Origin of the sequence: Flavobacterium sp. ZB4R12 (assembly GCF_048276375.1) — a bacterium.
GTDB lineage: Bacteria > Bacteroidota > Bacteroidia > Flavobacteriales > Flavobacteriaceae > Flavobacterium > Flavobacterium gawalongense.
The window spans coordinates 93,365-106,448 of sequence record NZ_JBLNKS010000017.1 but is presented as its reverse complement, the minus strand read 5'-3'; the positions used below and the strand labels follow the sequence as shown (position 1 = coordinate 106,448).

At 34.0% G+C, this 13,084-nt stretch carries 10 protein-coding genes; 8 read left to right on the top strand and 2 right to left on the bottom strand.

Annotated elements, in window-relative coordinates; translation table 11 throughout:
• Positions 1-306: 306 nt before the first annotated feature.
• Together ACNO7W_RS13395 and ACNO7W_RS13390 are read right to left on the bottom strand one after the other, a co-directional pair.
• The gene (locus ACNO7W_RS13395; RefSeq protein ID WP_417938519.1) at positions 307-837 is read right to left on the bottom strand and encodes a 3-hydroxyanthranilate 3,4-dioxygenase; all 531 of its coding nucleotides are present in this window, start codon (positions 835-837) and stop codon (positions 307-309) included.
• 186 nt (positions 838-1,023) lie between these two features.
• A complete protein-coding gene (locus ACNO7W_RS13390) occupies positions 1,024-2,133 on the bottom strand; it encodes an endonuclease/exonuclease/phosphatase family protein (RefSeq protein WP_417938518.1) in 1,110 nt (369 codons plus the stop codon).
• A gap of 269 nt (positions 2,134-2,402) precedes the next feature.
• On the opposite strand from ACNO7W_RS13390, the gene ACNO7W_RS13385 reads away from it, so the two are divergent.
• The 8 genes from ACNO7W_RS13385 to ACNO7W_RS13350 all read left to right on the top strand — a co-directional run bounded on the left by ACNO7W_RS13385 (position 2,403) and on the right by ACNO7W_RS13350 (position 12,967).
• Entirely contained in the window at positions 2,403-3,299 is an 897-nt protein-coding gene (locus ACNO7W_RS13385) for a S66 peptidase family protein (protein WP_235891741.1), read from the top strand.
• A 306-nt stretch (positions 3,300-3,605) separates the two neighbouring features.
• On the top strand, positions 3,606-3,965 hold the full coding sequence (locus ACNO7W_RS13380; RefSeq protein ID WP_144064602.1) for a YraN family protein: 360 nt from the start codon (positions 3,606-3,608) through the stop codon (positions 3,963-3,965).
• A 107-nt stretch (positions 3,966-4,072) separates the two neighbouring features.
• Positions 4,073-4,729: an aspartate kinase gene (locus tag ACNO7W_RS13375; protein WP_035669162.1), complete on the top strand. Its 657-nt coding sequence runs from the start codon at positions 4,073-4,075 to the stop codon at positions 4,727-4,729.
• Positions 4,730-5,005: 276 nt separating this feature from the next.
• On the top strand, positions 5,006-5,569 hold the full coding sequence (locus ACNO7W_RS13370) for an RNA polymerase sigma factor (RefSeq protein ID WP_417938517.1): 564 nt from the start codon (positions 5,006-5,008) through the stop codon (positions 5,567-5,569).
• Between the two features lie 241 nt (positions 5,570-5,810).
• Positions 5,811-6,980, top strand: a complete 1,170-nt coding sequence (locus ACNO7W_RS13365) for a FecR family protein (RefSeq protein WP_417938516.1) — start codon at positions 5,811-5,813, stop codon at positions 6,978-6,980.
• A gap of 129 nt (positions 6,981-7,109) precedes the next feature.
• Entirely contained in the window at positions 7,110-10,373 is a 3,264-nt protein-coding gene (locus ACNO7W_RS13360; RefSeq protein ID WP_417938515.1) for a TonB-dependent receptor, read from the top strand.
• 10 nt (positions 10,374-10,383) lie between these two features.
• Positions 10,384-11,877 carry a RagB/SusD family nutrient uptake outer membrane protein gene (locus ACNO7W_RS13355; RefSeq protein ID WP_417938514.1) on the top strand — a complete coding sequence of 498 codons (1,494 nt, stop codon included), beginning with the start codon at positions 10,384-10,386 and terminating at the stop codon, positions 11,875-11,877.
• A gap of 13 nt (positions 11,878-11,890) precedes the next feature.
• Positions 11,891-12,967 carry a SusE domain-containing protein gene (locus ACNO7W_RS13350; RefSeq protein WP_417938513.1) on the top strand — a complete coding sequence of 359 codons (1,077 nt, stop codon included), beginning with the start codon at positions 11,891-11,893 and terminating at the stop codon, positions 12,965-12,967.
• Positions 12,968-13,084: the final 117 nt, after the last annotated feature.

The following is a 13,084-nucleotide window of genomic DNA, read 5'->3' as shown; positions in this document are numbered from 1 at the left end:
GTCGTGTCCCGAAATGTCATAATCATGTTGGCTTTTTCATGTTATAATCAAAAAAACCTGTGACAATCCGTCTAATCTGTCAAATCTGTGTTCTATTCTAATGTATAAAAATTTGTGCCCACACGGTAGGATGGAAGTGGCATCCTTTTTCTCCTTTCTTTAAGGAGGAAAAGATATAACGCACAGCGGGAAATCGACGATTCAGCGAAGCTAAATAGCTCCTCCATTCGAATTCGCTCAGGGTGACATTTCTCTTGCAATCGAAATGATCGACACCAAGCAAAGAGAATCTGAAATTAATTCAGATTAAACAAATCTTGGGTCGGTTTCCATAACAGTTCCGCATTTTTCACACGTTCTCAATGCTTCTGAATTATAGAAATGTTCAAAATGAGGCAGAAAATCTTTTTCGATATTATGCAATTCAAAATAGACTTCGTGTAATTTATGGTTGCAATTATCGCAAAACCACATCAATCCGTCTGTAAAGCCTTTCCCAGCTCGTTTTCTTTCGATTACCAAACCTATTGAACCCTCGGAACGCACCGGAGAATGTGGAATTTTGGCAGGATGAAGGTACATATCGCCAGCATGAAGTTCCATTTCTTTGCGCTCACCATCTTCTTGAATAATCACTTTTATGGAACCTTCGAGTTGGTAAAATAATTCTTCCGTTTCGTTATAATGATAGTCTTTTCGGGCATTAGGACCCGCAACAATCATGACGATATAATCGCCGGATTCTCTGTACAAATTTCTATTGCCAACTGGCGGTTTAAGCAGATTACGATTTTCATCTATCCATTTATTGAGGTTGAAAGGTTTTGCTATTGCCATTTTTTCTAATTTTTAAATGTAAAGTTATGAAATTAAAAAATAGATGAAATCATTTAATCCTATAAGAAATATAAGGTCATATAAATTGTAATAAATAATGATGTTGACTACTAATTTACATTTTCTTAAATGCCTTAAATGGTTAGAAAAAAAGTCAAACTATTAAGTTGAATAAATAATCGCAAACTACCTTTTTTCCTTAATTAAATAAATATAAACTGGAAAATGATCGCTAAATCCCACTTCGGTAGCAGAATGTCGCAATGGATATCCTTTGTATTGACCACTGGTTTGTATGAGAAATGATTTGTTGTAAATTCCTGCTTTCCAATACCGAAAAGAAGAATAATCCGCTACTAATAAGGATTGTGAGACCATGATTTGGTCGAAAATATCCCAGGCATCCCGATGAGCGAGAGTTCCCATTCCATTTTTGGCCATTTCTTCGAACGGATTATAAATTCCAAGCGGGAGCACCTCGGCCTTTTTTGCTTTTGCGCCAAGCGCCACTTTAACGCTTTTATTGTAGGGTCCGTCATTTAAATCCCCAAGCGTAATGACTTTTGCATTTGGTTTTATTCTTTGCAGGGAATCTATTATTTTTTTGTTCAAAGCACCTGCAGCCTCCCTAAAAGGGCTTGATTTTTTCTCACCTCCTGATCGCGATGGCCAATGATTGACAATAACATTAATCTCTTCACCATCCAGAAATCCAGTTACTAAAAGTTGGTCCCTAGTATAAATCCGATAATTTTGTGTGCTTATTTGCATAACATCATCGGTTTTTTCTTCAGATTCCGTTTTTAAAATTGCTGCCGTTTTTGTATTATTCTTATAAACATACAAGGGAATACTAGTGTAATTTGTGGGTTGAAACTGCTTTTTTTGGTACAATAAAGCCACATCAATTCCTCTTTTGTCCGGTGAATCAAAATGTATTATTCCATAATCTTTACCAATCAGTTTGGGTTGTTTGATCAAATCTTCCAGAACACCTCTATTTTCAATTTCACAACCTCCAATAAATGTGGGCGCATCGGGATTTTCGGCAGAACCTATTTCGGATAAAACTCTTGCCAGATTCTCCAATTTCTTTTGGTATTTTTGAAATGTCCAACGCTGCATTCCTGTTGGCGTCCATTCCTCATCATTAGTTTTAAGGTCGTTAATCGTATCGAAAAGATTTTCGAAATTATAGAATGCAACCGTATGAATCAGATATTTTTTTTGCTGAGCATCCGATTTTATCATTGGAAAAAATAAAAATAAAAAAGGAATCAGGCGGGTAATTCTCATAAGTACAAATTTATTTTCAGTCATAGCTGTATTCCCTAATTTTGTCGTTTATTGTAAAAATAGTCATTTGAAGATGTAACTTAGAATTATTTTGTAATTGTCTATCTTTGTTTTAATCATTAAAGACCTCATTATTGGATTTATTTTAGAAAAAAGCAACAAATATGCATGCTACCCGATTTACTTTTATAAACAGAAATTATGTTTTATATAAATTCCTATTTCTTATTTTTGTTTTCCAATCTTTCAATTCTCAAGCCCATACACTAATGATAACACCACCTATTTTACAAAAAGGAGACACGATAGCCATTTTGGCAACAGCCAGAAAAAACATAGACGACAACCTTAAACCTGCAATAGATCTGTTACACAGTTGGGGATTGGAAGTCGTCATTGGAAAAAGTATTGGTTTAGATGATAATCAATTGGCGGGTACGGATGAACAACGTGCCGCCGATTTCCAGGAACAATTAGACAATCCAAACATTAAGGCAATCTGGTGTGTTCGCGGTGGTTATGGTACGGTACGAATGGTTGATTTATTGGATTTTACCAACTTTAAACAAAATCCAAAATGGATTATTGGTTTTAGCGATGTCACTGTTTTGCACAATCATTTGAACACGATGGGTTTCAAATCTATACATGGTATTATGCCCATCAGTATCCCAAAAGCAACTCCTGAAGCCATTGAATCCTTACGAGTAGCCATGTTTGGGGAATCCTTAAAATATGCGATTGAACCAAATACAATGAATCGATTTGGTGATGCTTCCGGTGAATTGGTTGGCGGGAATTTATCTATTTTGTATAGCTTATTTGGTTCCAAATCGGCTATAGATTGTGCCGATAAAATCTTGTTTATAGAAGATTTGGACGAATATTTATATCATATTGATCGTATGATGATGAACTTAAAACGCAATGGTTGCCTGGAAAGTATTAAGGGAATTATTGTCGGATCCATGTCAAAAATGAAAGACAATGATATTCCTTGGGGAAAAAATGCTCTTGAAATTATAGATGATGTCACTAAAAAATACAACATCCCTGTTATTTATAATTTTCCGGCGGGACATATTCATGATAACAGAGCCTTGATTTTGGGAAGTAAAGTAACTATGCATTTGAATGAAAATTCTAGTAGCGTTATTTTTGAATAAAAAAGATTGATTGTTGATTGTTGATTAACGAGTTTAGATTGCAGAAGTTTTTCGATCTAAACACCTGCGACTGAACACTTTTTTTGATTTAAGATTGTCGATTAACGATTTTTGATTGTAGAAGTTTAAAAAACTGCGACTGAACACTGAATATTTGATTGCTGATTGTTGATTAACGAATTTTGATTGCAGATGTTCACGAGCTGAATACTGCGACTGAACACTGAATATTTGATTGTTGATTAACGATTTTTGATGCAGATGTTTACGAACTGAATACTGCGACTGAATACTGAACACTTTTTTATGGCTGAACACAATGAACTGGGAAAATTTGGAGAAGAAATGGCTGTAGAATACCTGCAAAAAGACGGCTATACTATACTTGAAACCAATTGGACTTTCCAAAAGGCTGAAATTGACATTCTTGCCCAAAAAGAAAACATACTCGCCGTTGTTGAAGTAAAAACCCGTTCATCCTTGGAATTTGGTTTACCACAGGATTTTGTAAAACCAAAAAAAATTCAACTGCTCGTAAAAGCCGTAAATGCATACGTAATTTACAAAAATATCGATATTGAAGTCCGTTTTGACATCATTGCCATCCATAAAGAAGGCAAATCTTTTGTAATTGAACACCTTATAGATGCTTTTTATCATTTTTAACAAAAAAAACTAATGTTATATTTGTAACAAATTGTTTTTTATCTATCTTTGCGGAGATTTTTGACACTCTAACTAAGTAAAAACTAAGTAAAAACACCTAATACATTATGAAAACTGTTTCATCCATTGTAGAAAATTACATCAAAACAAAGCCTTTTCTATTAAATGCTTTATCTCTTGGAATCATTAATTTGACTTCCTTGTCCCGAAATATAATGACAGAATTGGAATCTGAATTTGGTAAAGAAGTAAAACAAGGAGCAGTCGTTATGTCTCTAAAAAGACTTACGGAAGAGTTGGATTTTAGATTAAATCATAAAATAAATAAAGTAATAAAAAACATCGGAGAAATCACAGTTCGTTCTGAACTAACCGATTATACTTTTGCAGCATCAGATACCGTTTTAAACAAACAAGCTGAATTAATTACCGATTTGAATGCTTTCCCAGACATTTTTTATACCTCATCAAGAGGCGTAAACGAAACCAATATTGTGGTAAGTAATACGATAAACCATTTAGTGGACAAGCACTTTGCCAACGAAAAATTGATTCAAAAACTGGACAATCTGGCTTCGATTACGGTAAAATTACCTAAAGAAAATATCGTAGTTCCCGGTATTTACTATTTCATTTTTCAGCGTTTGGCTTGGGAAGGAATTATCATTAACGAAGTAATTTCGACTTCAAATGAGTTTACAATTTTGGTAAGCGAAAATGAAGTAGATGTCGCTTTTAAAGTAATTAAGGATTTAAAGAATTAATATTTCTTTTTCTATATTTTAAAGCTTCCAGCCTTTTTTGAAGACTGGAAGCTTTTTTATTACAAATTTTATTTTCGAGTTAAACGGAATCCCGTTTTTTATTCAAACCGCACTACTTATCTCCAAAGTTTTGTGAATAAATTAAAAATCCTTTTTGACTTAAAGGAATCGATGCGAATAATATTTTTATATATTTGCTAATTCATCAGGCAATTAAGAGGCTAGAATTGAGAGTGTCTTATTATAATCCCAAAAAAATAAAGGGTATCCAAATTAATGTCAGAAACAAAAAACTATAGCGAACAATTATTGGTTAGTGAACTCAAAAATCACAACGAAAAAGCATTTCGTTCCCTTTTTGATTTCTATTACCAAGATATTTATGGCTATAGCATTAGTATTCTGAAGTCAAAAGAATTAGCCGAAGAAAATGTTCAAGAAGTATTTTTGAAAGTTTGGTTGAATCGAGAAAACTTGAATTTAGAGCAATCCTTTAAATCCTATTTGTTCACCATTGCCAGAAATCAAGCCTTTAATTTTTTGAATAAAGCCGCCAATGATGAACTTCTAAAAGAAGAGATTTTCTACAAAAGTCAAAAATCTCATGATCAGGGTGATTATTCCATTCGAGAAGCCGATTGCAAAAGACTAAAAAAACAAGCCATCAAACAACTGCCTCCCAAACGCAAACTTATTTTTAAAATGTCGCGCAAACAAGGTAAAACCTATGAAGAAATCAGCCATGAATTAGGCATTTCTGTAAATACCGTAAAAAGCCAAATGAGTAAAGCACTGGAATCAATACGCCTTTTTTTTAAAGGTCATGATGGCATCTTATAAATCAATATAAAAAATTAAGACCTCAATCACTCTTTATGGGTGATTTTTTTTGGCTTTTTTTTAAAAAAATTTTATTTCGTAAAAATCAACCGACATCAGTAATAACAAGGGATTACAAGTCTTATAGCTATTTTTTTTTAAATTATTTTATGTTAAAGTTAAAAAATTTATAACGTTTGAGTAGTAGTCAACTCCACTTCAACTGTATTATATAGTACAGGATCAAAAAACCCAATTCGAAATGAATGAAAATTCAGAAATACAAAAATTACTTCATAAATTTATTTTAAACCAATGCAATTTGGAAGAAAGTAATGAAGTTGTTGACTATTACAGAAAAAACAGACTTACTAATGATTTCCCAGCAGTTGAAGACATAAAAATACTAGTTGACGAAATTCCAGAAATGGATGAAGCGACTGCAGATAAAATATTTTCTAAAATATTAATTAGCGCAAAAGAAACGGAATCAACAGCGATTGAAACCAAAAAGTTTCCAATGTTCAAATACATTTCTGTTGCAGCATCGATTATTGTTTTGTTATCCATTGGCTGGTCTTATCAACACGGTTTTTTCAAACAAAAAAATGATCCAATTATAAATAGCAATGAAATCACTTTGCAATTAGCAAACGGTGATGTTCAAATTATTTCAGCCGGTAAAAAATCCCAAGTAACCGACTCCGAAGGAAATGTTGTAGCTAATCATAATGGAAATAAAATTGCCTACGATACTGAAACCCCTTTAGAAAAACTAGTTTACAATACCATTAAAATTCCATACGGAAAACGATTTGAATTGGAATTATCTGACGGGACAATTGTACATCTGAACTCAGGAACCACACTTAAATATCCTGTACGATTTATTGCCGGTGAAAACAGACAGGTTTTTCTGGACGGAGAAGCCTTTTTTGATGTGACAAAAGATAAAAAACACCCTTTTATAGTCAATGCAGATAATTTGAACATTCGTGTTTTGGGAACTCATTTTAATGTTTCCAGTTATCCTGAAGATAATTTAACAGATGTAGTTTTAGTAGAAGGTTCTGTAGGTTTATATACTGCAAATGAGAAATTTGACGCCAATAAAAATACCGTTCTTAAACCCGGATACAAAGGTAGTTTTAATAGAAAAGACAATCATATTGAAACTAAACCTGTTATTACTGATGTTTATACTTCATGGATGGAAGGGCGATTGACATTTAAAAACATGAGCTTTAACGATATAACAAAAAAACTGGAAAGACATTACAATGTTACAATTGTTAACCAAAACAAGAAATTGGCTAATGAGAAATTTTATGCCAGTTTTGGTGATGAACCAATAGAGAAAGTACTGAGTTACTTTAATGATGTTCACGGCATTAATTACACAATAAAAAACAATGAGATACTAATTAAATAACCCTTAAAAACTAATGAAAAATGACGAGTTAACTATTGAAGCATAAAAAAATCGGAAAGAGCTGCGAACAATTTCCGATTGAATAAGTGATTGAACCTAACTGATTAAATACAATCTATTTACAAAATTATGAAAAAAAAACCAAAGAATAGTGGGATACAATTCCCATTGTTCCAAAATAACCTAAAATTGAAACTAACTACTCTCCTTCTTTTGGTGGCCATGTTTAATATTCGAGCTAATACTTATGCCCAAAAAACAAAAGTAAGTTTAGAATTAAACAACACAACCGTGGAAACGGTTATCGAAACCATTGAGCAAAAAACAGATTTTCGATTTATTTACAAAATGAATGATATTGATTTAAATCGTATCATTTCTATCCGTGTAAAGGACCAAACAATTGATGTAGTTTTAGATAAACTATTCAAAGGAACTGGTACGGATTTTAAAGTTCGGGATACTCAAATTATTTTGAAAAAACCTCTTATTGAAAAAACAGATGAGAAGTTTTATCTAAAAAAGACTATCAAAGGTAAAGTATCTGATGAAAATGGAATGCCTCTTCCCGGTGCATCCATCATTGAAGAAAAAACAAAAAAAGGAGTTATTACTGATGCTAACGGAAATTTTGAAATAACCGTTGAAGACAGTGAAGCCATGCTTCTGATATCATATATAGGATATAAACAAAGAAGAGTTTCTGCAAATCAAGACAATAGCATTATTCAACTTTTCCCAGAAACAACTTCTTTACAAGAAGTTGTATTGATAGGTTATGGATCTTCTACCAGAAAAGATGTTACAGGTGCAGTTTCTTCAATTGCTGCAAAAGACATGAATCAAGGTGCGGTTGTCAACCCACTACAATTAATTTCCGGTAAAATGGCCGGAGTAAATATTACCCAAACGGGTAGTGAGCCAGGTACGGCACCAAGTGTAAGAATTCGTGGAATATCTTCTTTAATTGGTGGAAATGATCCTTTAGTTGTTGTGGATGGTGTTCAAGGAAATATGGATTTATTAAACCAAATTCCTCCAAGTGAAATCGCCTCGATGGACATATTAAAAGATGCTTCTGCTACTGCTGTTTATGGTTCAAGAGGTGCTGCAGGTGTAATTATTGTTAGTACCAAGAAAAATAAAGCAGGAAAAACATCTGTGGAATATTCTAGCTCAATGGCTATCGATTATATTCCTAAAAAACTAGACATGCTGAATGCTGATCAATGGTGGCAACAAGCGCAATTAGTTGGCGTTCCTGCCTCGGCTAATCATGGCTCAGATACGGATTGGTATGGTATTCTTACTAAAAGTGGCGCTACGCAAACGCATACGTTATCTTTTGGTGGAGGAACAGATAAATTTAGTTATAGAGCTTCGATAAGTGCTATTTTACAAGATGGAGTTGTTATCAACACCAGTAATCAAAAATATATCGGTAGAATTCAAGCCACTCAATCGGCGATGGATGATAAATTAAAATTGACTTTCAATCTTAACAGTGGAGTTACCAATGCAACTAATAGTATTGGAAGCATCGGAAGAGCAGCATTTACATCTAATTTAATTACAAATGCCTATGTAATGCGCCCTACGGATCCTGTTTACAATACTGATGGAAGTTATTTTACAGATCCTAATATTTTTCAATACCTAAATCCTTATGCAGCAGCACAAACTGTTACTAATCAAGGACAATATGACAATTTATTTGGAAGCCTAAAAGCTGATTTAGATTTATACAAAGGTTTAACAGCTGGTTGGTTTGGAAGTTGGAGAAAAACGAATAGTACAAATGGATATTATCTTCCTGCCAAATCGACTAATGCATATGCAATGGACCAAAAAGGATACGCTAACATTAGTAACAACAGACAAAATGAAAGATTAATGAATATTAGTCTTTCGTATAAAAAAGTATTTGGAGACCACAGCATCAACGCTTTGGCATTATACGAATGGCAAAATCAAACCTATCAGGGTAATTTTGCTCAAGCTAAAGGTTTTATCAATGATATTGCCACTTATAATGCGTTGCAATTGGGTGATTTATCAAAAGTACAACCAGGAGATATTAGTTCTTATAAAAATGACAGAACCTTAGTTTCATTTTTAGGACGTGTAAATTACTCGTTTTTAAACCGATATTTATTTACGGCCAGTATCAGAAGAGATGGTTCTTCAGTATTTGGTATAAATAATAAATGGGGAGATTTCCCTTCAGCTTCGGCAGCTTGGCAAATAGACAAAGAACCTTTTATGGCTAACCAAACTATTTTCAGCGAGTTAAAATTACGTGGTGGATATGGAGTTACGGGTAACCAGCAAGGGTTATTTCCACAAAATTCTATTTCATTAGTGGGTGGATCTGGAGTAACTTATTTTGGAGGTCAACAAATTACCAATTTCAATGTGACTCAAAATGCTAATGCAGATTTACGTTGGGAAACAAAAAAACAAACCAATATCGGAGTAGATTTTGCTCTTTTAAACAACAGAATCAGAGGAACTGTCGATGTTTTTACAGCAACTACTGATAATCTTTTATTTGATTATACTGTTCCACAACCTCCATTCCCTTACAATACAATAAAAGCAAACGTAGGAAGTCTGTTAAATAAAGGACTGGAAGTTGCCTTAGGGTATGATTTGATAAAAACAGAAAACACGACACTTACACTTGCCGGGAATTTATCTTTATTGAGAAACAAAGTATTAAACTTAAGCGGTAGTATCAACGGAGTTCCGTTAAACACTGATAATGTGTCTTGGGGACCAAGTTCGTTTTTGATAGCTGGACAACCTATTGGGACTTTCAACATCTTACATCATACCGGAAAAGACAATGCAAATTCTGAAACTGTACTTGATGTTGACGGAAATGGAATCATTGACCAAGGAAATACAAGCCCGGATCGTTTGATAAAAGGTTCTGCTTTACCAACTTATACGTATGCATTTAACCCGACTTTCCAATATAAAAATTTAGATGTCTCTATGTTATGGAGAGGATCAGGAGGAAACAAAATATACAATGGCTTGCGATCAAGCTTAAGTTATTTAGAAAATATCGGTAAAGCAAATATTTTAGACAGTGCCATTCCATTAGGATTATTCACTTCTAAATATGGTTCTGATTTATGGCTTGAAGATGGTTCTTTTCTACGATTAGAAAATGTAACTGTTGGCTACAATTTTCATTTTGAAAAAATCAAATACATTGAATCTGTTCGCCTTTCTCTTACCGGAAATAATTTACTGTTGATTACACCCTATTCAGGAATTGATCCCGAATTAAATATGAGTGGTAGTAATGGCTTTGGAGGCGATAATGGTATTTATCCGCGTACCCGAAGTTTTGCCTTTGGTTTGAATGTGAAATTTAAATAGTAAAAGAAAAATGAAAATCAAAAATATATTGCTAATAGGAAGCTTAAGTTTCTTATTACTTGTTGGTTGTACCAATGTTGATGAAAAAGTATATGATAAATATACAGCAGATGACTTTTATGGGTCTGCGCAAGGAGCCGATGTAGCATTGGCAAGTGTTTACGCCCAAGTTGGCGGGAATTGGGATGGTGTAGGATATGCTGGAGCAGACAGAGGATGGTATGACTTAAACTGCTTTAGTTCGGATGAACAAGTTATTCCTCATAGAACAACCGGTGATTGGGAATTGGATTTTGCCCGTTTATACAAACACGATTGGTTACCAACGGATTCTTTTATAAACAACACTTGGAGATGGTTGTACAAATCTATTTTCAATGCCAATTTAGCCGTTAACCAATTAGAAAAATCAAATGCAGAGCCTTCAAAAATTGCTGAAGCTAAAGTATTGAGAGCCTTTTTCTATTATTTATTGATAGATGATTTTGGAGATGTTCCTTTCTACACGGATAATAATATAACTGTAAATCAAATTCCACAATCAAGCCGTAAAGAGGTTTATAATTTCATCGTAAAAGAGTTAACCGAAAATGTAGAAACTCTTTCGGCTACCAAAGGTGGAAACTATTACGGAAGATTTAATAAATGGGCAGGGTACACTTTATTAGCTAAAGTATATTTGAATGCCGGAGTATATACTGGTACTCCTGAATGGGAAAAATGTTTGGCAGCTTGTGATAAAGTAAGTGGTGGTGGATTCTCACTTCATTCCGGTGCAGCTAATGCTTCCAGTCCAATGGGAAACAAATACTATGAATTATTTGGAGATGTACTTCCGGATGATGAAACCATATTAGCCATGTTTGTTACTGCAAATGTAGTATCCCGTAATATTTTTACAGTTCGAAGTCTAAACGGCCCGGACGCCAAAAACTTGTTTGGTTATAGCGGATGGAATGGTACCATTGTGCCTAAAGATTTCTTTTTGAAATACGATGATAAAGACATTCGTAAAAAACAATTCCGTTATGGAGACCAAGGCGGAGGAGTAAATTATTCTATTGATGTAGCGTCATTAGACAATCCTGGTGCTGCACCACAAGCTGGTGTTCGTAATACTAAATTTTATCCTGTTACACCTATGGACGGTGGTGGTGCATCAAATGATTTCCCTATCTATCGTTATGCTGATGTATTATTAATGAAAGCAGAATGTAATGTTAGACTAGGTAATCCCGCTGCTGCAAAACCATTCATAGATCCTGTCAGACAACGTGCCGGACTTGGAATATTAGCTGCAAATCCTACATTAGACGATGTTTATAATGAGCGAGGATTTGAGTTAAATTGGGAAGGACACAGAAGACAAGATATGATTCGTTTTGATAAATTCTTATTAGCAAATGATTTCAGAGGTGTTTCTGCTAATTACAGAAAATTGTTCCCAATACCAACAGCAGCATTGGATGCAAACAAAGGAATAAAACAAAATACAGGTTACTAAACATAGAACTATTATGAAAAAATATATAAACAAGTTATTCGTAATTTGCGCGTTACTTTTCCTTGGTGTATCCTGTGAAAATGACGCCATACTTACCTCTTTAAAAGAAGTGAATTTTTCGGGTTCAATTGAGGCTTCGTCAAACGCTATCGTAATTTCTACAGAAAACGAAAATCTATCTGTACTAACCCTATCATGGCCTGCGGTAACATTTCCTGTGAATGCACCTGTAACGTATGCATTGGAATTTGATCTTCCAGCAAATGCTATTGGAGCTACAGCTTGGTCAAAAGCAGTTCGTGTTGAAGTTGGAGTAGATGTATTAAGCAAAGCTTTTTCAGGAAGTGACCTTAACAAAATGGCTATTAAATTAGGTCTTCCAGTTGATGTTGCAGGAAAAATAGTAGTTCGTGTAGAATCAACTTTGGACAGAAAAATATATTCAAATCCTATAGAATTAAGCGTAACCCCTTTTGCTAAAAAAGTGGTGTTTGGAGCAATCTATATGCCGGGAAGTTACCAAGGATGGGATGTAAATACTGCTGCAGAACTAAAAGCAATTGATAGCGGTATTTTTCAAGGATATGTGACTTTTCCAGAAACACAAGGTTTAGGATTTAAATTCACCAATGAAAGAAGCTGGAGTCAATATTACGGAGCTGATGCCAATGGAAATATAGTTAATGGAAGTGATACCGATTTTCAAATTGCAAAAGCGGGTTCCTATCAAATGACTGTAAACCTAAACACTGCAAAATGGACAGCTACTCCTTTTTCTTGGGGTGTTGTTGGGGATGCAACTGACGGAGGTTGGGATAATTCTACCAATATGTCTTATGACCACCAACTAAAAATATGGAAATTTAAAGGCGCTTTAAAAGTTGGAAATGTAAAATTCAGACTTAACAACTCTTGGACAATAAATTATGGTCCAAAAAATAATAACGAGGGGAAAGTATATCTGGACGATCCGGGCGCTCATTATATAAGTGAAGCCGGTACTTATGAGGTAACGTTTTCTATACAAGAAAAAGATGCAATAACCGGTCTCTATCCTGCCACTGCTACTTATACAGTCACAAAAATCTAATAAACAGAATACTCGTTTAGCATAAAAATGGTTTAGTTAGTAATTTTAAAAAGCATTCCTCTTTTTTTAAAAAGGAGGAGGGATGCAACCATTTCTAAGTTTATAACGGTTATTATT

What these genes read in the sequence shown, in the direction of transcription:
- ACNO7W_RS13365 (WP_417938516.1), top strand. Translation starts at nt 5,811, where the DNA reads ATGAATGAAAATTCAGAAATACAAAAATTACTTCATAAATTTATTTTA.
- ACNO7W_RS13360 (WP_417938515.1), top strand. Translation starts at nt 7,110, where the DNA reads ATGAAAAAAAAACCAAAGAATAGTGGGATACAATTCCCATTGTTCCAA.
- ACNO7W_RS13380 (WP_144064602.1), top strand. Translation starts at nt 3,606, where the DNA reads ATGGCTGAACACAATGAACTGGGAAAATTTGGAGAAGAAATGGCTGTA.
- ACNO7W_RS13370 (WP_417938517.1), top strand. Translation starts at nt 5,006, where the DNA reads ATGTCAGAAACAAAAAACTATAGCGAACAATTATTGGTTAGTGAACTC.
- ACNO7W_RS13385 (WP_235891741.1), top strand. Translation starts at nt 2,403, where the DNA reads ATGATAACACCACCTATTTTACAAAAAGGAGACACGATAGCCATTTTG.
- ACNO7W_RS13390 (WP_417938518.1), bottom strand. Translation starts at nt 2,133, where the DNA reads ATGAGAATTACCCGCCTGATTCCTTTTTTATTTTTATTTTTTCCAATG.
- ACNO7W_RS13355 (WP_417938514.1), top strand. Translation starts at nt 10,384, where the DNA reads ATGAAAATCAAAAATATATTGCTAATAGGAAGCTTAAGTTTCTTATTA.
- ACNO7W_RS13375 (WP_035669162.1), top strand. Translation starts at nt 4,073, where the DNA reads ATGAAAACTGTTTCATCCATTGTAGAAAATTACATCAAAACAAAGCCT.
- ACNO7W_RS13395 (WP_417938519.1), bottom strand. Translation starts at nt 837, where the DNA reads ATGGCAATAGCAAAACCTTTCAACCTCAATAAATGGATAGATGAAAAT.
- ACNO7W_RS13350 (WP_417938513.1), top strand. Translation starts at nt 11,891, where the DNA reads ATGAAAAAATATATAAACAAGTTATTCGTAATTTGCGCGTTACTTTTC.